The sequence below is a fragment of the Vibrio sp. Y176 genome (assembly GCF_033438945.1).
The window spans coordinates 1-770 of record NZ_JAWOQS010000397.1 but is presented as its reverse complement, the minus strand read 5'-3'; the positions used below and the strand labels follow the sequence as shown (position 1 = coordinate 770).

General features: G+C 39.0%; 1 protein-coding gene and 1 pseudogene. One reads left to right on the top strand and one right to left on the bottom strand.

The genetic code is table 11. The features are described from left to right. Positions 1 to 314, bottom strand: a pseudogene (locus R7O13_RS26280) (DUF1254 domain-containing protein); the annotation flags it as partial. 190 nt (positions 315 to 504) lie between these two features. Here R7O13_RS26280 and R7O13_RS26275 point away from each other — a divergent pair. After that, on the top strand, positions 505 to 770 hold a 266-nt coding region (locus R7O13_RS26275), incomplete at its 3' end, for a LysR family transcriptional regulator (protein WP_318305131.1).

Below are 770 nucleotides of genomic sequence, written 5' to 3'. Positions count from 1 at the left end.
AAGTTGGCGGTAATAATGCCTTGTTTTTGCTTAAGGGTATTGAAGAAACCCATTTGACCTTCTTCAAATTTAAAATCATTACGGCTAACGTTCAGCCATTCCATAATACTTGAGGCAGGGATTCCCCAAAGATAAGCTTGGGTTGCACGCTGAAAATCCATTTCATTCAACATGTTTTTCATTGTTTCTTGTGTCGGAAAATCTGATTCAAATTTCAAATCACCCACGCGGCTTGGAACCACCGTTGCTTGTGCAAAGACAGAGGCAGACAGAAGCATACTCGTCACTGCTACTGCTAAAATGCGCTTTTTCATATGGAAGTAATCCTTATCTTATTAGATGGTGTTGCTCAAATGAGAACAAGTCTTTTCAAGACTAGGTTAATGTTGAGCCGATTATTCTTTGTTCATATCTCAAACCCACCATCATCATAAGGTTCATAGATAAGGAGATAAATTGACCATTTATTATTGGTAATATACCAATTTTGGTATAAGTTAATTTATGCAAACACGGATACGCCTTACACCACCAGAACGTAATCGAATGAAAAATAAAGATAAAAACAAAAAGCCGTTACATAATTTAGATTTGAATCTGCTAAAGATTTTTAGAGTAGTATCGGAAGAGAAGAAAACAGTCGCGGCAGCCAAGAGGCTCAACATCACTCAACCTGCTGTCAGCCGGGCGATGGCACGTCTACGTGAGCATTTTAACGACCCACTATTTGTGCGAACGAGGTATGGATTAAAGCCTACGGACAAAGGACA